Source organism: Halorubrum sp. CBA1125 (assembly GCF_009742825.1).
Classification (GTDB): domain Archaea; phylum Halobacteriota; class Halobacteria; order Halobacteriales; family Haloferacaceae; genus Halorubrum.
On sequence record NZ_WPCE01000001.1, the window covers coordinates 44,016 to 62,113 of the forward strand.

15 protein-coding genes and 2 pseudogenes are annotated in these 18,098 nt (G+C 53.8%); 8 read left to right on the top strand and 9 right to left on the bottom strand.

Annotated features, from left to right (window positions below):
• Nucleotides 1-180: 180 nt before the first annotated feature.
• Both GJ633_RS00215 and GJ633_RS00220 read right to left on the bottom strand, forming a co-directional pair.
• On the bottom strand, nt 181-597 hold the full coding sequence (locus GJ633_RS00215; protein ID WP_156586183.1) for a transcriptional regulator: 417 nt from the start codon (nt 595-597) through the stop codon (nt 181-183).
• Between the two features lie 33 nt (nt 598-630).
• Nucleotides 631-946, bottom strand: a pseudogene (locus GJ633_RS00220) (DUF6516 family protein).
• A 66-nt stretch (nt 947-1,012) separates the two neighbouring features.
• Between GJ633_RS00220 and GJ633_RS00225 the strand changes: the two are divergent.
• Nucleotides 1,013-1,150: a hypothetical protein gene (locus GJ633_RS00225; RefSeq protein WP_156586187.1), complete on the top strand. Its 138-nt coding sequence runs from the start codon at nt 1,013-1,015 to the stop codon at nt 1,148-1,150.
• A 198-nt stretch (nt 1,151-1,348) separates the two neighbouring features.
• Nucleotides 1,349-2,016 (top strand): annotated as a pseudogene (locus tag GJ633_RS17460) (ATP-binding protein); the annotation flags it as partial.
• Between the two features lie 50 nt (nt 2,017-2,066).
• Here the strand turns inward: GJ633_RS17460 and GJ633_RS00235 are convergent.
• Entirely contained in the window at nt 2,067-3,377 is a 1,311-nt protein-coding gene (locus GJ633_RS00235; RefSeq protein WP_156586189.1) for an RNA-guided endonuclease TnpB family protein, read from the bottom strand.
• A gap of 383 nt (nt 3,378-3,760) precedes the next feature.
• Between GJ633_RS00235 and GJ633_RS00240 the strand changes: the two genes are divergently transcribed.
• The gene (locus tag GJ633_RS00240; RefSeq protein WP_156586191.1) at nt 3,761-4,087 is read left to right on the top strand and encodes a hypothetical protein; all 327 of its coding nucleotides are present in this window, start codon (nt 3,761-3,763) and stop codon (nt 4,085-4,087) included.
• 328 nt (nt 4,088-4,415) lie between these two features.
• On the top strand, nt 4,416-4,691 hold the full coding sequence (locus tag GJ633_RS17465; protein WP_231741161.1) for a hypothetical protein: 276 nt from the start codon (nt 4,416-4,418) through the stop codon (nt 4,689-4,691).
• 363 nt (nt 4,692-5,054) lie between these two features.
• Here the strand turns inward: GJ633_RS17465 and GJ633_RS00250 are convergent, their stop codons facing one another.
• Genes GJ633_RS00250 through GJ633_RS00265 form a run of 4 tightly spaced genes read right to left on the bottom strand, consistent with a single transcriptional unit; the run spans nt 5,055 to nt 10,272 of the window.
• On the bottom strand, nt 5,055-6,587 hold the full coding sequence (locus tag GJ633_RS00250; protein WP_156586195.1) for an ATP-binding protein: 1,533 nt from the start codon (nt 6,585-6,587) through the stop codon (nt 5,055-5,057).
• Nucleotides 6,580-7,827 (bottom strand): tRNA-guanine transglycosylase, encoded by a 1,248-nt coding sequence (locus GJ633_RS00255; RefSeq protein ID WP_156586196.1) that lies wholly within the window; start codon nt 7,825-7,827, stop codon nt 6,580-6,582. The genes GJ633_RS00250 and GJ633_RS00255 overlap by 8 nt, the downstream gene beginning before the upstream one ends.
• A gap of 4 nt (nt 7,828-7,831) precedes the next feature.
• Complete coding sequence (locus GJ633_RS00260) at nt 7,832-8,311, bottom strand: DUF6884 domain-containing protein (RefSeq protein ID WP_197431158.1); 480 nt, start codon at nt 8,309-8,311, stop codon at nt 7,832-7,834.
• 59 nt (nt 8,312-8,370) lie between these two features.
• Nucleotides 8,371-10,272: a tRNA-guanine transglycosylase gene (locus GJ633_RS00265; RefSeq protein ID WP_197431159.1), complete on the bottom strand. Its 1,902-nt coding sequence runs from the start codon at nt 10,270-10,272 to the stop codon at nt 8,371-8,373.
• Between the two features lie 144 nt (nt 10,273-10,416).
• Here GJ633_RS00265 and GJ633_RS00270 point away from each other — a divergent pair, with 144 nt between their 5' ends.
• From GJ633_RS00270 to GJ633_RS00285, 4 genes are read left to right on the top strand one after another with little or no spacing between them, the layout of a single operon-like run.
• The gene (locus tag GJ633_RS00270) at nt 10,417-10,884 is read left to right on the top strand and encodes a 6-pyruvoyl tetrahydropterin synthase family protein (RefSeq protein WP_156586200.1); all 468 of its coding nucleotides are present in this window, start codon (nt 10,417-10,419) and stop codon (nt 10,882-10,884) included.
• Between the two features lie 4 nt (nt 10,885-10,888).
• Nucleotides 10,889-11,671 carry a 7-carboxy-7-deazaguanine synthase QueE gene (locus GJ633_RS00275; protein WP_156586291.1) on the top strand — a complete coding sequence of 261 codons (783 nt, stop codon included), beginning with the start codon at nt 10,889-10,891 and terminating at the stop codon, nt 11,669-11,671.
• Between the two features lie 17 nt (nt 11,672-11,688).
• On the top strand, nt 11,689-12,399 hold the full coding sequence (gene queC / locus GJ633_RS00280) for a 7-cyano-7-deazaguanine synthase QueC (protein ID WP_156586202.1): 711 nt from the start codon (nt 11,689-11,691) through the stop codon (nt 12,397-12,399).
• A gap of 60 nt (nt 12,400-12,459) precedes the next feature.
• Complete coding sequence (locus GJ633_RS00285) at nt 12,460-12,933, top strand: hypothetical protein (RefSeq protein WP_156586204.1); 474 nt, start codon at nt 12,460-12,462, stop codon at nt 12,931-12,933.
• Between the two features lie 455 nt (nt 12,934-13,388).
• Here the strand turns inward: GJ633_RS00285 and GJ633_RS00290 are convergent, their stop codons facing one another.
• Together GJ633_RS00290 and GJ633_RS00295 are read right to left on the bottom strand one after the other, a co-directional pair.
• Complete coding sequence (locus tag GJ633_RS00290; RefSeq protein ID WP_156586206.1) at nt 13,389-17,465, bottom strand: DEAD/DEAH box helicase; 4,077 nt, start codon at nt 17,463-17,465, stop codon at nt 13,389-13,391.
• Between the two features lie 58 nt (nt 17,466-17,523).
• Nucleotides 17,524-18,096 (bottom strand): hypothetical protein, encoded by a 573-nt coding sequence (locus GJ633_RS00295; protein ID WP_156586208.1) that lies wholly within the window; start codon nt 18,094-18,096, stop codon nt 17,524-17,526.
• Nucleotides 18,097-18,098: the final 2 nt, after the last annotated feature.

Consider the following 18,098-nt stretch of genomic DNA (forward strand, 5'->3'; position numbering starts at 1 on the left):
GTATGTCCACGAAGACGCGCTCGGCGACCTCGCAGTCGACGCGGTGACCGCGACCCTCGACACTGCGCTCGACGGCGACCGCCTCTCAGCGCGCCGTCGACGGCGACTGGTGAGTTGTCGTCCGGAGTTGCCACCGCTTGCGTGTGCGGAAGAACGAAGAGTCGTCGCTGAGTTCTCCCGCTACACACTCGCGGATGCGCTATCGGCATCGCCGCGATCGACGAGCGGGTAGTCGATGTGAACCTCGATCCGATCGAACGGGACGACGGGTTGGATCGCGCCGCTGGGGCCGCCCGGTTCGAGGGTGAGGATACCCAGCACTTCGAGCTGCTTCAGGTCCGAGTGGACATCGGACACGTCGCGGTCGACGAGGCGAGCCGCCTCGCGCATGCTCTCGGGGGTCTCCTCCGCGATCGCCCGGATGAGCTCGAGGCGGAGTGGGGTGAGACTATCGACGAAGTCGTCGTAGGTTCCGAACTGGAGCGTCGCTGTTCCATCCCAGCTGTCGAGATCGTCAGCGTCGACGTCCTGGACGAACTGGAGCGCATCCTGGCGGAGCTGTTCTCGGTCGCCGACGGTGATGTAGAGTGTGGTCATGGTCGGGGTATCGGTGGGTCGGGTGGTGGTCGATCAGTGTGGTCGAGGCGGGTTGCCGCCGACGGCCTCCCAGTACTCGTCCGCGCTCGCCCAGAACTCGACGAGTCGGTCTTCCATTCCAGGGAACTCGACGTCGTCTCTGTCGCCGGCTGCGGTGTGGTGCTCGTGACCCTTCGTGTCCTCGTGCGAGTTGTCGTAGCGGACGAGCGTGAGGTCATCGAGGGTACCCAGGTGGAGCGTGTACTTCCAGCCTGAGGGGAATGTCTCGGTGTCATCAGTCGGCCGCAGCACGACGTTCTCGACGAGGCCGGCCTCGACGTGTGTACTGGAAGAACGGCTCCTGTGGCATCCCCTACGTGTTGGGATAGAGGCCAACACCATAAGTGTTGGGCGAGACTCCAACACGACGACTACGATGCTCGGACAGGCGCGCGGCCGACGCGAGCTGTACGTCGAGCCGACGGTCGACGCGCTCACAACGATGCTCGACGCCGCGCTCGGCGGGGGCCGTTCCCCAACGAACCCCGTCGACCGCGCGTGGATGTTCGACTAGAATGCGATCGCCGAGCAGGCGGCGACCGCCTCTCAGCGCGCCGTCGACGGCGACTGGTGAGTTGTCGTCCGGAGGTGCCACCGCCTGACCGATGTAATTCGAGAGATGCGGGAGAGCCCCAGATAGACAATTTCAAATTAGCCTATTCTGAAATAGGCTATTCGGAAGTATCATTCCCCGTCACGACGGAGTGGGTATATGGACCACTTCGTGGATCGGGACGATGAACTCTCACGACTACGCGGATGCTACGAATCCGACGACGCAGAGCTGGTCGTGGTTTTCGGGCGGTGACGCCTTGGGAAGACACAACTCGTCCAGCACTCGCTTTCCGACCGTGACGACGCAGTCGTCTATCAGGCGACGGAGACCACCTCCCAGATACAACTCGACGAGTTCGTCGATGTCGCCGCCGAGAACTTCCCCGGGATCACACAGATCAAACAGAACTGGGAAGCGTTGCTCGGGTATCTGGGGGATCAGGACGGAATCGTGGTTCTGGACGAGTTTCCCTACCTCATCGACGCCGACGAGAGTCTCCCGTCGGTCATTCAGCGACTGTGGGACCAACGGCCCCAGAACGCCTCGGAACGCTCGTTCTGGTCGGGTCGTCGATCAGTATGATGGAAGAAGCAACGCTTCTCGGGAACAGCCCCCTGTATGGCCGATTCACGGAGCGGCTTGATCTCCGGCCCCTCAACTTCGCTGCTGCACAGGAGTTCGTTCCGGACGAGTGTTCGCCCGAAGAGCGGATTTTCACGTGGGGAATCTTCGGTGGCGTTCCGTACTACCTCGATGGCGTCGATCTCGGACAGGACCTCGGGAGGGTTCTCACCCAAGAAGTCCTTTCCCAGAAAGGATATCTCCTTGACATCCTCCACGGCCTTCAGGCCGTGGAATCCCGAACGTTGGGATATTACGGTTTGGAGTCTACCACCTCTGCCTGCGGTTGGAATCCGCAGGTGAGGTCGTACAGGTAGACGCCGGGCTGTGCCAACCAGCCGGTACTCCTATCCCCAGACGGAGACTCGGAGTTACTTGTGCTGTCGGTGATATCTAGACGAATATTCTCTGCCCCGTTCACGTCGGCGTTACACGCCGCGTCACAGGACTCGCAGACGTACAAGCCGCGTTCAACACGCTGTCTCTCGTCTTTTTTTCCGCACACAGAACACGTCTTCGACGTGTCTTTCTCGTCCACTTCTTCCACGTCAATCCCTTCGACCTTCGCCTTATATTCGAGAATGCTGGTGAAGCGGTCGAAGCCCCACCCGTGCAGGTCAAGGTTGCCGTGCCGACCCCAGTTTTTCGACTCACCGTCATCGGCCTCTCGAACACCGTCGAGGTCACCGACGTTAATCTGGCCAACACCCTTCTCGACGCACCGCTGGACGATGTGTTTGGCAAGGGCGTGAAAGAAGTGGGTGCGGCGCTCCGACCACTTGTGGTGCAGGCGGGTCGCCCGCTCACCACCACTGTCGTCGCATTTGGAAATCTCCTTCGGGAAGTAGTACCCGTCTTGTTTCAGGCGATTGGCGGGGTAGAGATCGGCCTCTTCCGTGCTGTAGGCAACGGCGGCGAAGTTGCTGATGCCGAGGTCGATGCCCGCCGTCTCATCGCCGGGCGGGGCTGGCGTCTCCACGTCTTTCGTGCAGACGAGGTGGAGTTCCCACCGCTCTTTCGCGTTGTTGTAGACGGCGCGGACTTGCTGGATGTTCTCCACCTCAACGTCTGGGCGCGTCTCGTATTCGACGAGGATGTACTCCCGAGCGCGGGGGTGGTCCTTGTGGTTCGCGCCTTTGGAGAGGCGGACGCGATTGTGTTTGGAGTCGTGACGGAAGCCGTTCTGCTTCCACGTGACCGTTGAACGGGGGTGTTCTTCGTGGACGCGGCGGCCGTGATCGTCGTAGTAATTTTCTTTGCGGTAGCCGGGCGGATTATCCCGGTCGTCGTCCGAGGAGTACCATGAGTTGAAGGCTTCAGCGAGTTCCTCCAGAACCCGCTGACTGGACTGGCTGTGCAGTCCTCGGTACTTGTCGTGATCCTTCAACTCGCGTTTGAGTTCTTCGTGGTCGGGAATCTCGCCTATCTTCTCCCATTGTTGGCGGGCGTAGTAGTTGGCGACGTTCCACAGCTTGCTGGCTGACCACCCGTGGCGATCAAGCGACTCCGCGACCTGTGTGTGGTTGCGGATTTTCGTTCGGTGGGTGCGGTGGACTTCCAGCATCTGTCGAACGTCTTGTATAACAGGTTATACTCGTCTCGCTTGTGAAATTTGATGTCTGGCGATGGAATATCCGAGCCTGCAATTGGAATGGTGGGTTGCTGCCCACCATGTCGGCTTCATCACCCGCCTGAAGGCGGGTGTATTCGCCTTGCAGTCTCTATAAAACAGCGTAAGAACGTTTAGAACGCCCGGTTGCGTTCTGGAATCGTTTCATACTCAAACACCTGGCGCAGCGCCAAGATCTAGTAGTCACAGTGGTTCCACACGATTCCCTCCTCCATCCAAGGTAGCGTCTGAACGGTACCGAAATATCTCCACCCAGTTGTAATGACAAGTAAGTACACGTCATAACATATATGCCATTCCGTGCCGAACTACAGAGTATGAGTGGGTCAAGCTACGATAAGACGATACAGTTCCGTGCTGGAGCCGAAAAGGAGGCAGCGGAGCTACTCGATGAGATCCACATCGGGGGCGTCAACGTGAGTGAACTCGCTCGCGTCGGGTTGGTCGAAATGCTGCGTCAGTCGTTAGACGAACAGGACGAGATCGCGGTCTACGAACGCTATAGTCGCGGAGAGATCGGTGAAGACGTAGCTCGTGTCCTTCTCGGTGAGAAAATTGAGAGAATGGAAGAGGAAAAAGCGTCGTTCGAGACGGCGATGGAACGGGACACGTCTGAATTTCTCGCCGGTATAGATGGCGAGTGACACTCGCCACCCGATACTGGTCGATACGAGTTCGTTGATTGCTGTTGGAAACACCGATCAGTGGAATGTACTGAAAGACGCGATCCGTCTCACAACGACAAACGTCTGTCAGCACGAGCTCCGAAACCACGTCAACTCGAATACGTACCCACCGGAAGGAAGCCGGGAGCACTACTTGAAACGAGGAAGCCAGCGTGTTCTCGAACAGCTAAATGAGGAGTCGTCCCCGTGGTCGTGCGTGACTGTCGTTCCTCGCCCGCATGGACCAGACGCAGGCGAACAGTCGCTTAAGCAGGAACTTTCCGAACATGGTTCTTCGTGTCAGATCGTGTCGATTCTTGACTCAGCTGCGAGACGCTCAATTCGCCGTCTCATTGACCATAACGGGTACGAGATAGACGTCGTCGGGCCACCATATCTTCTCTATATCCTGCTTGACAACGATCTTATCTCAAAGGCCGAGTTCTGCGAGGCTACCGTAGAGATGATTCGCACAGAAGGCTGGACTGGGTACGAGGTGGTGAAGAACGCGTGGACCAGTATTCCCGTCGATTGTGCCGATATCCTTGACAACGAGTATGACGACGTCCTCCCGCCGGGCTGATCGAGTCGTCCGTATTCCGCTGCGAATGTCGGTCGATCCATCATTCTCGGGTGAGCCGGCTGTGGCCACCGCTGGGAGGTCGTCAAATAATGAAGCGGTGAATCGGTCCAAAAAGACCGTGTTAGGGAACGAGCGCCGTTCTACAAATGGGCTTACTCATTCCCAAACATCTGGCGCATCATCGAGATTATGGGGACACAATAGGCACCCACCAAGCTTCGAATAGGGGGTTGTCGCAATAGTACTGATACTACTGTCGCATCTCACTGAACTGACGGAGGCATTAATCCTTATCCTGCAACCCGGCGCGACGTGGAGATGGGCCCCACAGCTGTCAAGGATATCGACGTCTGGGAGTGACTGCTATGACACTTTTTCAGCCAATTCAAGTACGGGGATTGTCCTCGGGTTCTCACCTCCATATCGGATCACATTTTCCTGGAAATCGAAGCGGATTGGCTTCCCCATATACGGTGAGCGTTCGACCTGGGATAGGGAATCAAGGTCGCCCAGTTTCCAACAGACGAATCGGTCGATGTGATTCAGCGGAGTTTCGTCCTCAAAGAAGTCGCTGAGTTTGACCTGTAACGAAGCGTTCTCTAACTCGCCTTCCGTATCGAGAATAGCATTCACTTCATCGTCCATCTGAAAGTCGGCTATCTTGATAGTCTCCGGTGCTCCATTAGCGCTGTACCGCTCTAACATAGCAATAACCTCTGCAGAGTTCGACGGAGAGAGACCGCCCTGTTCTTCTGTGCGCTGTCGGCGTTCTTCGAGAGTGCTCTCTTGAGATCGGATACTCCGTTTCTTATCCTCCAACTTGCGCCGCTCAATGTACTTCTGGTACCAAGAGTCCTGGCACACCTTGGTCATAAACCGATCCAGCTCATCCGTAATCGCTTGATAAACGTCGCCGGATTTGTTGCGGATCTTCTCACGGTTAGCAGAGAGTTCGAGTTCCTGGCAGTTGGCAACGAAGAAGAAATGGAAGAACTCGTTGTCGGCACCGATTGCATCGTTGTACCGTTCGACCTTGATGTGGTCTTTCGCTAGCCAGATGCCGAATTGAGCGGAGTGCTTGCCGTACGTCGGTAGCTCGTTCCTGGCTTCCTTTCCGCCTACCATCCCCACAACTTCAATCGTCAACTCACGCCCGTCATCAAGAGCTACGGTCAATTCTCTGGGGGGGTAGTGTTTGCACATCATCTCAGCGACGAGTTCACCATCCGGATCCCGGTTTTCAGGAGAAAACTCCAGACGATTATCGGTCTGGATTTGATCCCGTGTATCGTCGATTGTAGAAGAGAGCTCGACGGTGATATCCATGCGGTGGAAATCGTCGGTGAAGTGCCAGGCGGTCGATCCACCGATGGTTTTCCATTTGATATAGTGCTCAATTTTGTTGTAGGTGAGCTTCTGGGGATCGAACCCTTGCCCTGCCCGGAATCCATGTACTTCAATCCGAGTTCGTGATGGTTCGTCAGTATCTGTCTTCTCGATTGAATAGGTGGGTAGTTCCCGGTTGTTAAGCTTCGCCCACGGCTGATTCATTACTGATTCGATCCGTGTACCGTCCTTGACCGTCTCCACACGGATCTCATCACTCTTGTAGTAGATTTTAGTACCGTGTCCCTTGTATCCGATTGCGTCGTCCTTGTTGGAGTTACCAAGGTCGAAGAACGACGATAGATCGTCTTCGTCCATCCCGTGACCGTCGTCCTCGATAACGAGGGTGTTTCGACCCTCCTCATCCTGTTCGATGTTGATATCGACTTGCGTAGCGTCGGCGTCGTACGAGTTCGATAGCGCTTCTCTGATGACCTCCAAGGGGTCTTCAAAGTCGCTAGCTATCTCGATGAACTCGTTGACCTCGTTGACTTGTGGTGTCTTATGCATAGGTTGTGTCTGTTTCCTCGAAGTATGGGTTAATTCGTTCGTTGATTAGCTGGTAGGCGAACTTCCGGAAGCCTTTCTGATCCTTCACGGCCTCCTCCAGATACTCAGCCACCCGTTCTTTGTCTCCCTCAGCGATCAATTGGCGGAACTTGCGAAGCTCCCGTTGCTGAACCGCGAGATTATGCGCTGCCACCGAGCCGAGGATATCCTTCTGATACAGGTCCTCCATCTCGTTCCGCATGCGTGCTCGGTGGAAGTCATCGTTACAGACGCGGCACTCACAGGAATCGAAGTTAGCTTCATCAATCGGAACAGTCTCGAACAGGTTGACGCAATACTTCCCGTTGATCGCTTGGTGTAGGTAGGAGGCAGAATCGAAGGTATCGGCCCCGACAGCAACGAGTAGCGGCATTGCGTTACCCGAGATCCCTAATACGTGTAGAGGGAGCTCGTCATACCCTCGCTGTTGCATCTCCCGCTTACAGTCGGATACTGCTTCGACGAGAACCTCAACGTTGTCTTTTCGCGGAACGAGGCTACCCAACGCAATCCCGTCGAACGCTTCGGGGATTGGTTCTGCGAGTTCGTCTTCAATGAGGTCGAAGGAGCGTTCGAGCATCGCTTCATAATAGCCATGCACCGTGAGGTAGCAGGCCCCGTCAACCTCGTCACGACGCTCTGCGAAGCGGGCAGCGTTGGCGGCTGTCTGCTCCATCTTTTCGATCCGCTCCTCGAACTCGTCATCCGGATGGATCGGGTGATCCAGGTTGACCACGATGTCTGGTCCTAGAGCCAGCTGTATATCCAGCGCCTTGTCCTGATCGATGTCCTTCTCGAAGTCCTTACCTTCTAGACCACCCTGCTTCAGGATTTTGTAGCCGCCGGAGTCTGCGAAGATCATCCCGTCATAGTCGCTGAAACAGTCCCACTCGCGGATTTCATTGTTGAGATACCATTCCAGCTTCTTCTCCCGAATGCCGTAGTCGGCCAGGGAGGAAATCGAAGTCATCACCCCGTGGAAAAGGTCACTGTAGTCTTCACCACCGGTGACTTCGTTATCGTGAGCGAGGAACTCCTTTACCGTACGGTGGACACCGCCACCAAATAGCGCGCCCTCGTTGCCACCGCCGTAGAAGTTGATCACCGGGAACAGGTGCGGGGTTTCCAGGGTACGGTCGTTAATCTGGAGCTGGCCACGTCGTGCCTCGCCTGCCTCCGCAACAACATCGAATGAGACCATACTGTCAGTCACCGTGCACTGGAATGGAACGGCCGCTGGAAACCAAGTGCTTCAGCCGCTTTCCTTTCATCCCGATACCGGTACCTTCGATGTAGTCAACGGGTACATCAACGGCAGATTCAACCCCATCGATAGCGGGAAGATAGTCCTTTCCAAGATTGATCCATACCTTGTCATACCCGTTAGTAGTGACTTTGCTGGCAATAGCGCTGACGACTTGGTCGTTCAGTTCGTCAGCGCGTTCTGTGTCCATCCGACGGTCATAGTATCCGATTTCCTGATCAGGTTCTACAACCCCGTGCTCCGCAGATATAATCATAATGTCAATTTCAGACTGAAATCGACCCGTCCGCAATGCCTTTTTTATGATCCTGAAGAAGTATCCATCGTACAAATCGAGAGCAGGAACCGGTGTATCCACCTGTTCCTTCGTTGCAGAACACGATTGGACTAATAACGACGTCATATACTCTGCTGATCGCATGAGGAGACCTTAGTTCTTGGGGAAAACCACTAGACATCTGCAGGATAGTCGATTACGTATTACCGTGAACTGGTAAATCGGCCAACGAGCTCGTCGATATTTTCACTGCGGAAGTGCTCGGTCAACTGGAGCGCTCGCGGGTCGGACGGATATATCTCGCCGCGACCGTACTGGGTAAACGCTTTGTCAATCGCCTGGCGGTAGGCTTTGTTGGTCGTATAGGCCAAGATATGGTCGAATTTCTCACCGTATTGGTTCAGGTACTGTACGAGCCGATTCGCAACGAGTTCAACCTGGTCGTTATCGGCAGTCGTCAATACGTACTCGTAGCTCATCACCGGGTCAGCCTCCTCGAAGTCCTCAGGTACTGGCCCATATAACCCTGAGATGGACACCTTATGATATCGCTCACGGTAGTCCTCAAGACGGGAGAGGACAGCCTGGTGTGTCCGTGACTCCGAATACGGCTTCTCCTGGCTACAGGGTAGAATCAGTAGTACATTTGCCTCGCTCGGCGGCTGATAATCGTCGTGCTGGAGGATGTCGAAGTCGTTTGGCCCATGCTTCAACGAAATGGTCCGTTTCTTCCGTGTCGTGTCCTCAACTCCTTCGAGGAAGCTAGATAGCTTGGTCTGGAACGTCTCGTCATCCGGCCCTGCAACTAACCCCTCGTAACCGATGTCTGCAAGTTGCTCGCGGAGTTCTGGGTTGTGTAGCTGAGCCCGCTTCAGCGCTTTCTCTACGATATTCTTCCCCTGAGCGAAGTTAGCAACACGTTCGAGTAAACGCCCCTCGTCAATAGCGTCACGAACTTGTTGCATCTGGCGGCTGTACAGCTCGAAGTTATGATGAGCTATCTGTGCGTAGTATTCGCTCTTGAAATGCGTCCCGTGCTCACCCTCAATGGGCTTGTTACTGACCTCAGATTCTAGCAGGGCGTGTCGCATATCGTCTAAGTGGATGTTCTGACAGGCCTGACAGTCACAGGGCCAGTCATCCCAGTCATCAATCTGATCAAGACTAATCCGTTGCCAGGTGTCGGGGTGGATGAACTTCTTGTTCCGAGCTGCGTACTGATAGCTCCTCGAATCGAACGTATCTACCCCGAGGAGAGATAGGAGAGGACAGAGCCTCCCGCTTATTCCGAACACGTGGAATGCGATTTCGTCGTAACGGTCCTCAGGTATCGCGTCTCTTGCCCCTTGAACGATATCGACCAAGGTATCTGGAGAGCTGCTGAGAGGGACAAGTGAACCGAGAGCGAACCCTTCGAAGGCCTCATCAAGTTCATCGGCACGGTCCAAGAATTGGCTGACATACCAGTTGACATCCTCGTAGTTGTGGCCATGTATGGCCACATACATAGAGGGCGTCTCCTCCAGCTCGCGTTCGTCAAGCAACTGGAGAGTCTCAACCGCGTTATCGATACTCTTCTCCATCCGTTCAGTGGTTTCTTCCTTATTCAGGTTCTGTGGAATCGGAAAGTCCAACGTGGCAATGATATCCGCGCCGTAGTCCAGCTGCAAGTCCAAGATGCTCTCTGGATTCGTGTAGATATCCCAGTCGTTCTCACTACCGCCTTCGCCAGGCGTCTGTCCGAACTTCGTCGAGTTCATCAGCTTAAATCCGCCCGAGTCGATGAATAGCGGTTGATCAAACCCGGGTTCAACGTCACTCTCCTCGAAATGCTGTTTGAGCGGTTTCTCACGCCACTCCTCCAAATTGTCAGGGGTGAGATTGTAGTCGAGAAACGACATCGCTTGAAACATAATCCCCTGGACATTGTCGCTCTCGAAGAGGTGCCGACGGGTATACCGCCAGATACCACCGGATTCTGTTGTTGTCCCTCCGATTAGATTTACCACAGGCAGAAGCTCGGGCGTCTGAATACGGCCGGCAGGCGTGTCTATTTCGCCTCGACGGCCGTATGCAGCCTTTCCAAGAGTCCTGAATGCCGACATCAAATAACCTGTGTAGTAACTCTATCGTTGCCCTCAATTAACTTCTCGTTCTCAAAACCGTCAGATACCCAATCTATTTTCGGGACTCTCCATAACTTTCGACGAGTGGTTCAAAGTTAAGTATGCCACAGATAATACCTCAGTATGGCTCAAGACCTATCTAGAGAGTACCCCCTCACATCAGAGGATCTCTCCGAGGGTGAACGAACCTTACACGTCGGACGTGACCAGCCGATTCGCCTGAGTACAGGACACCGGATTCTACACCATGACGGCAAGTGCAGCCGTCCTCATGGGCATAACTACAAAATCAGCGTCTCGATAACTGGCACCCTGACCAGCGAAGGATGGGTCATCGACAAGGGAGACGTCACTTCTGTATTATCTGAGTGGGATCACCGATTTCTCGTGGAGAAAGGCGATCCACTGATCGAGGCTTTTGAGGCCAGCGGCGACGACGATGCCCTAATCGTGCTCGACCAGCCCCCGACAGCCGAAGTGATGGGGATCGTTCTTGAACGACGGCTGGAGGAAACATTGCCGGAGACGGTCAGTAATGTCGCAGTTGAGGTTCGAGAGACCGGTGAGCTCGCTGCCGGAGAGGCCCTATAGAGCAATGCCGGTGAATTCGGATGTTCCAACGGTTGAGGAGGGTTCTACTGGCACAGAAACGAAGGACGGGCTGCCAGTGAATGAATTGTTCTACTCGTTACAAGGCGAAGGGAAGATCGCCGGGATGCCGAGCGTGTTCGTTCGGACGAGTGGTTGCAATCTCCGGTGCTGGTTCTGTGACTCGTTCCATACCAGCTGGGAGCCGACCCACGCCTGGCTCGATATCGATGCCGTCATCGACCGTGTCACCGATTATGAGAAAGCAAACCATGTCGTCGTGACCGGCGGTGAACCATTACTCCACGATGAGACCACCGAGCTGTTAGACCGCCTCAGCGACACCGGCTACCATACTACTGTCGAAACCAACGGTACGATCTATCACGATACTTCCATCGACCTTGTGAGCATCAGTCCAAAACTGGCGAGCAGCACTCCGACCGCGGCAAAGGACCCGCAGGGCGATGGAGAATGGGCTGACCGGCACGATGATCGAAGGATCGATATAGACGCCCTCTGCAAGCTGGTGGAGACCTATACTTTCCAGCTGAAATTTGTAGTCACAGATAGAGATGATATGCCCGAGATCAACCGGTTAGTTGATCAGCTCCGGGACGCCGCAGATACGGTGATTCAAGATTCAGACATTTTGTTGATGCCGGAGGGTTCGACCCGTGAACGATTGTCAGAAACCCGCGAACTGACCGCTGAGATAGCGATGGAGCACGGATATCAATATACGCCCCGGCTTCACGTTGATCTCTGGAATGACGCTCCGGAAACGTAAAATCAAATCATACAACCATGACGACTAATCAAGCAGGTAGCACGGAAAGTGCGGTTATCCTTGTATCGGGCGGAATGGATAGTGCGACTGCAGCTTTTGAGGCGAAGCACAGGGGGTATGACTTGTACTTCCTCCACACGACCTACGGCCAACAAACAGCGGACAAAGAGTCAGAGTGCGCCCGAGCATTGGCCGACTATATGGATGTCGCGGACTTCCTTCACATCGAAACAGACCACTTAGCCCGGATCGGTGCTTCCAGCCTCACTGACGAGAACATCGATGTCGAAGAAGTCGATCTTGATAGCGATGAGATACCGTCAAGCTACGTTCCGTTCCGGAATTCGAACCTGCTATCGATGGCTACGTCGTACGCTGAAGCAAACGACTGTGGGGCCGTCTTTATTGGTGCACACAGCGAGGACTACTCCGGTTACCCGGATTGTCGCCCGGAATTCTTTGATGAGTTCCAACAGGTCATAGATATCGGGACGAAACCAGAGACGTCAATCGAATTGGTGGCACCGTTCGTGGATTGGACGAAAACAGAGATCGCGGAGCGTGGGCTAGACCTCGATGTTCCGTACGAGCTTACGTGGAGCTGTTACCGCGATGAAGAACCAGCCTGTGGTACTTGCGATGCATGTGCCTACCGACTCAAAGCATTCCAAGACGTAGGAATGAAGGATCCGATTAGATATCGAGAGCGCCCTAGCTACAGTGATTGATAAGACATAGGGACAATAGAGGACAAACGATTCTTGTTGGTGTGTCCTAATGCTCACACTATGGGCAAGTTTGCGGACGAAGTTGTTCATCGGTTGAAAGACCACTTAGAACAGTTCTGCTCATCTTATGCGTGGGAAACAGAGTACCCTATTGCACAAACACCGATTGACATAGCAGGAAACGATGGTGATCGATACGTTTTAATCGAACTCGAATGGCGTCGAGCTGACCCGGCCGACAATGCTGCGAAGATTTTTCGCCACCTCAGTACGAGAGAGATCCCAGCTGACCAAGTTAGAATTTTACAGTTATTCACCAATCATTACAATCTCAGCTCTGGCGGTGTCTCGTCCAAGCGAAAGAACGCGGAGTTCGTAGGAGAAACCGCAGCGGAGTTACTGGAGCATCTCACCTACCACCCAATTGATTTTGAAATAGATCCGCCTAAATCAGGAGAAGACCGACCCCCACAATGGAAAGACACCACAGATTCGACAGCTGAGAAACTCGCGTCAATAATTGACAAACCTTGATACGCGGATGTTCTCTTCGCCGTTGCCGCTGTTTTCCGAGGTATCAAAGTCCTAGCTCTGTATCTAAGTAGGTGCTAACGCTTCCGTACTCATTCTCCATAATTTCACAGAGCTCACGGTTGACCGTCAGACCACTGTGAGTGATATTTGCAGATCCTACGTACACCAGTTCGGGGCCCACGACGGCTTTCGCATGTAGATCATCTACGGTAGTCATCGAGGTATTTCCCATACGGGAGACGAGGGAGCGCATGTAGTCGTTGTGTTGTTCGCCAGTACGAACGTAGAAATCGACATCCGTGCTCAGCTCTCTAATCGCCGCGGACAGGGAAAGTCGTCGGCTTGACAATTTATCGGTGAGTGGAAAGCGCAGTTCCACATCGCTAAGCCAGGGCGAACAGATCGCCACACGTTGGGCGTGAACGAGAGAGTACCCAATAAAGTACGAGAGTCCACTAGAGGGTAAAGAAAACGCTCGTACCATCGATCTCACCTCCTGGAAGCATCTCTCGCTCGATCATTTGCGACGCGGAATCTTCGGAGGGAACTCTTTCGATCAGCATCTCTCGGAGACGTTCAAGCAAGACGTAGCTCAAGCTTTCCGACTGGTCGTGTGCCGATATGCACTCCGCTAAGTGTAGGTTCTCGACACAACCGTCGATATCCGGAGAGAAAAACAGGGATTTCACCCGATCAAGGTCTCCAATGTCGTGTGGCATTTTTCTGACCGCATCAGCAGGGAATTCATTGTTGCCCGCTACCTGCTCTTTTGAGACGGTCTGTTTGATTCGGTATGCCGTTTCGGTTGAGATGCCTTCCTCACTCGAAAGCTGCCTAGCTCGATCAATCGAGGAAAGTACTTCATCCACGATCAGATCGACGATATCGGGGAAGATGGGAGTTTCATCCATATCGCGGACAACTTCTCGAACGGTGTGTTCGTCTGGGTCTTCCGGTATTTGTTCCACGAAGTCCTCCGATGCCCAAAGCCTCTCGTTGATGACCTGGGGATTATAGCAGATATGGGTCAGCGCATTTAGTGCCGTACCCGGATCGGTCTGGAGGTCTTCGTAAACCAGATCAACGATGCCTTGGCCACCCTGTGACCGCTCAAACACATATACCTCGTCGGCTTCGTGATCAATCCCGTAGAAGAGCATACTTGGATTGACTCCGCCAATATCGGCGACCAACTGGGTGAAACAGTGCGCCGCTGTATGCCGAGCCACCTCGTTGAGAGATAACTCATTCAGCGACTTGTAGCGACGTACCCGTTTCTTAGTCTCTTCGTCAATATCCGACGCGTAGTCGCCTAGGTCGAAAATCAACCCTCGGGTATCGAGCGAGAAACCCAAGGACCGATCCCCGGCCGTGATCTCCTGAGAAATCCGATCCTCGCCGGTGAATATGAACTCATTTTCTTCACCAACAGGTCGTGCCGGTGTGATTTCGAGAGATACTCCCGTGAGAGTCACTTTCCCGGTAATGTCAGCGAGGGTTGCTCTCCCCCGTGTCGCTTCCTCTTGACGCCCTTCAAGTCTAGTCTCTACTTCCGGGTTAGAATGGATTTTTCCGAACGCCCTATCGTTATGACGTAAGCACCGATCCTCTTTAAGAATCTGGAAACACTCGGGACAGTACCTGACGATATTCAGAGCGCGACCGCCGCTGAGATCTTCTATATCGTCAAGAGTGATAGAGTCCGGAGTAATCATGCCGTCGCGCCGGTCACCGGGGACGTCCTCAAAGGAGAATCTGACCCCGTCATCATCAGCAATGGTTTCGGGTAGGTAGGCTTGCAAATGACCTGCCTCTTGTTGATACTCGCTACGGTACGGAGCATAGGTCTGAACGAGTTTGTCTATAGACTGTTCGTCGCCATTCTCATCGTCCTCCCCATAGAACACCGTGAAGTACTTTCCAGCATCTTGGAAGTAGTTCGGGGGAACGTACCAGACAGTGCCTTCAAGCGAACGGTCGTCAACTTTCAGGAACCGGTCATAATAATACGCCCCTCGAAGGAGATGCTTGACGTAGTACAGGCTCTTATCGTTCTGTTCAATAGAGTTGTATTCGTCGAGCTGAGTCAGCGCCTGTCGGAGATAGTAGATCTGTTTACGCTTCGTTGCCGTCTTATCGAGCTCCTCGCTTTTAATGGCGCGGCTGGCTGTATCAACGCGGTCAACCACCTGATCAACGGATGTCGGTAGTTCTGGAAGGTTAACAGACTCGTATTCTCGGTCAACGACACGCCGGAGTCTCTCGACGTCACTCGTTATCCCGTAGAGATCAGGGATCAGATCGTCTAATGCTTCGATCTGTTCAGTAGGCGGAGTTTCAGCGAGGTTTGTGACGGAGGTTCGAAGCTCTTCTAAAGTTGATTCCAAGGCATCGAGCTGTGATTTGACCTTCTCTTCGGTACTGACATCGGAATCTTCGATCTCGTCGATTAGCGCTTGTCGCTGGCTACAGAATTCCAAGAAATCAGTTCTAATCTCTGAGACTAGAGACCGGGCCAAGTCTTCTCTTTGCATGGACTGCCCAACATGATCCTCGATGAGATCCGCGATCTCGGGCTGTGTCACGTCCTCCCGGAGCTCGGACAGAACCTGATCTACAGTCTCAACCGGCTCCTCTCCATGTAATGCAGGGAGCTGACTCTCACCCACGTCAATTCCGAACTCTCGGCGCAATACAGCTGCAGGTTCCGTGATGAACTCGTAGTACTGTGTGTAGCCCAGTTCTGAACAGAGGAACCGTTCGAGGAACTCTTCCTTCCGGTCAATCGACCCAGAGAACCACTCTTTCGAGACAGCTGTTGATGTTTCGTAGAACTTCTCGAACTGGTCGTGGATCCAGGCAATCACGTGATTATCGGTCTTCAATGGCGTTCGAATCTCAGACCCGAGGAAACGGTCGGCACGATAGAACATATTCGCGTCCTGAGTGAGATCCGAGAGAAATACGACAATGTGTGAGTCGGTGTCTTCCTTCCTCGCTGCTCGTCCCGCACGCTGAATGAATGACGACAGATCCCATGGCGTCCGATACTGCGTGACGATAGTAATCTCACCGACGTCGATCCCGACCTCAAGGAAGCTCGTCGAGAGCAGGAGGTCGCTCTCGGCTGTAGCAGCAGCGTCGAACCCAGCGTCTGAGTAGACAGATTCGAAGCGGAGTGAAGATTCGATGAACTCGCAGTCCATCTCCTTAGCTACCCGATCCCAGTTAGAGAAATCGGTTCCAGTTCTGTGATACCGCCAGAGTTCGTTTGCTCGATCAGCGTCCTCCAGTTGCGCCCTCTTTTGGTTCACTTGGCTTATACTGTCGATGAATGAGAGGATTTTCCCGCGCTCACCGGTCTCGCTGTTCAAGAGGCTATGTCCAAGCAACATCAATTGCTGGATGGCCATCGATGAGACCCCAGGACCTTCCTCCGACGTTTTGAGGAAGTAGTAGTGCTCCTTGTCCTCGTGGTCCGTTCGGAAATCTGAGTCGGGCGGCGCGACTGATTCAACTCGTCCACTTGGAACGGGAAAGAGATCAGTAGCAAATCGCTGTGGATCATCGACCGTCGCGCTTGAGCCTAGCCAGAGCAGCGAATGGTCCGTTATCGCCTCGATATTTTGTGCTATATTTGCAGTATGTGCTCCTCTGAGCCCGGTGTACAGGTGTACTTCGTCGAATACAATCGTATCGGCCCGGTCAATGATGTTGTAGTTCGGTTTGAGTGAGAATAGCTCCAGAGATTCTAACGTCGTCAGAAGAATGTCCGGCCCAGGCTGATTTTTGATATCAGTCCGATTAAGCACGATCTCCCGGTCAGAGAAGGAGTGTGCATCATTGTTCTCGCAAACAAGTCGGTAAGTCGAACTTCCTCCTTGGTAGGTGAATGAGTGAGTTTCGTCGTCTCCACACCAGCAATCGGCGAGCTTGAATCGACGCGTACCATGCTGATTAGCGAAAAATGCGTCTTTCCTTTCAACCTCTGATGACGTATACGGAGTGTTGCTGGTCCATACCCCAACAGAAAGGCTGGTGTCGTGCTCTGTTCTAAGGTTGTACAGGTGTTCTAGAATCCGTCCAAGTTGGTCCTGTAGGAGAGCCCGACTCGGATAGACGACGATTGCCAAGTCCTGTTGATCTTCTGCTAACAGCTGATAGAGTGGGCCGAGGAACGCTTCTGTCTTTCCGAAGCCAGTGGGTGCCGAGAAGATCGCACCACGTGAGTTGTTGGATGACCGTCGATCCGCATCAAGGTCGCGGATCAACTGCCAGCTTTCGACCTGAAAGTCGAGTGGCTTGAAATCGAAGAGGTCGATGATATCAGCAACGAACTGGTCGTCACCAGTGTATTTACTCGTGGCTCGTCGATCCTGTGGCCTCTGTGTGTACTTAACAGCATCCGTGATATAGGGGGGATTGGCTTGGTCAGCATCAAATATCTGGGTATTTGAGAGAAACCCGCGAATCAGCGGTTGGATATCATCAGGGATTCGTGAGGCATTCGAGTTCCGATCAAAGTACTTCATGTAGTCGAGTTGTTGGAGATGGTCACGATGCCGCAATCAATCTTTCCACGAGAGGCGATTACGAGAGAGTCACTTCGAGATAGTCTGCGAGATCGGACTCATAGAGGCGATTGAGTTCCTCTTCCGAGAGCGCTGCCAATGTTAGCCGTTCGTCGTCCAGTAACCTGTCAACGAGGTCATTGAGCGGGGTATCCCGGTATGGGCCAAACAGAGCGTCCTTTGCCTCCTCTAGTGATTGACGCATAAAGTGACCGTACTCTCTGGCCTCCTCTTTCCGCTGGTCGATTTGATCCCCTTCAATCTGTGCCTCCCAGTTCCAGTTATCGAGGAGGGTATCGAGCGCATCTAACTTGTCTGGGTCTACCCGCTCAACCCGCTGGTTCAACCGAATCATGCCTCGGACAGTGTTGTGGACGTCGATTCTCGCTTGGTGAACGAAGTTGTTGACCTCCCTCCGTTGAGCTTCGACAGCTTCGCGGGTTTCGGGAAGTCGTTTTGCGAGAGCATCGTAATCGTCCTGCTCTAACAGAGATCTAGCCTCTTCGACCGCGTGTTTCGCCTCAGAGTCTATCTCAACTTTAGTCTGGAAGAAGGCTTCAGCAAGAACTCGTTCGAGAATCGTTTCCTCCATCG